This is a genomic window from Oceanisphaera ostreae (assembly GCF_042676125.1).
Lineage (GTDB): Bacteria > Pseudomonadota > Gammaproteobacteria > Enterobacterales > Aeromonadaceae > Oceanimonas > Oceanimonas ostreae.
Genome location: NZ_JBHTJS010000023.1, coordinates 1 through 537, shown reverse-complemented (window position 1 = coordinate 537; position 537 = coordinate 1). Strand labels below are relative to the sequence as shown.

At 44.9% G+C, this 537-nt stretch carries 2 tRNA genes; both read left to right on the top strand.

The features are described from left to right. Nucleotides 1-87: 87 nt before the first annotated feature. Nucleotides 88-164, top strand: a tRNA-Ile gene (locus ACFQ1C_RS06130). A gap of 144 nt (nucleotides 165-308) precedes the next feature. After that, a tRNA-Ala gene (locus tag ACFQ1C_RS06125) sits at nucleotides 309-384 on the top strand. The last annotated feature ends 153 nt before the right edge of the window (nucleotides 385-537 follow it).

Sequence of the window (537 nt, the reverse complement as noted above, 5' to 3'; positions counted from 1 at the left end):
TGACTTAATCGCATGGGCGCAAGCTGGTGCGATTTTTTGCCCTCAGATAGATGGTTTTAACCATTTAATTAGGGTAAAAAAAGGTTTGGGTCTGTAGCTCAGTTGGTTAGAGCGCACCCCTGATAAGGGTGAGGTCGGTGGTTCAAATCCACCCAGACCCACCAAATCTCGTCATGCTGCGTTAAAGCGCGACTCGTTTAGCGAACTAAACGTCGCCACGCTTTGCCTTGCCTGAACAAGATTTGGTGTAAAGCTAAACACTATGCAGTTAGTTATAGTGTAGCGCTGAAAAAAGCTAAGAACTAAATGGGGCTATAGCTCAGCTGGGAGAGCGCCTGCCTTGCACGCAGGAGGTCTGCGGTTCGATCCCGCATAGCTCCACCATTTAGTTTACTACACAAATACAAACCAAAGTCGAAAAGACGTCAAAGACATACACTGCTGGTCAGTTTATCACTTTGATTTCTAACGAAGTCACGCTCTTTAACAATCTGGAAAGCTGATAGAAATAATTTGTAGTTCTTGATACGCAAGTGT